This is a genomic window from Candidatus Symbiopectobacterium sp. NZEC135, from assembly GCF_025962695.1.
Window position 1 is genome coordinate 1 of sequence record NZ_JAGFPF010001463.1, and the last position, 535, is coordinate 535.

General features: G+C 56.4%; 1 protein-coding gene. It reads left to right on the plus strand.

Annotated elements, in window-relative coordinates; genetic code table 11:
- On the plus strand, positions 1–535 hold a 535-nt coding region (locus J5224_RS34840; RefSeq protein WP_264629368.1), incomplete at both ends, for a PAS domain-containing protein.

Here is a 535-nt window from a genome sequence, read left to right on the forward strand (position 1 = left end):
AAACTATCTTTCGCTGTTTGGCTACCGTGCCGATGAGATTTGTGGCTGGGATCACCGTCAATTTTGCTTTCCTGCGTTTGCCGACAGCCCGGCGTATTCCGCATTTTGGGACAGTCTGCGTCAAGGCGCGCCCCATTCCGATCTGGTTGAGCGTCAGCGCCGCGATGGGGCGCAACTCTGGCTTGAAGCCACTTACATTCCGGTGCGTGACGACGGCGGCGAGGTGCAGCATATTCTGAAAATCGCCATGGATGTCAGCGTCAGAGTCCAGCACGAACATGACCAGAATGAGCGCCTGCGGCGTTTGTCACTGGTGGCTGATGCCACGGATACCGCGGTGCTGATCAGCGATGCGCAGTGGCAGATTATCTATGTCAACGTTGGTTTCGTGCATATGTTTGGCTGGACGGCAGACGAAGCGATAGGGCAAAGGCCGATAGCCCTGATTTCGCCCCAACAAGATAGCGTGATGGTGGAGGGGCTACGCACCATTTTGCGTTCTGGCAAACCGTTCGAGCGGGAAGAGGTTCTGGTC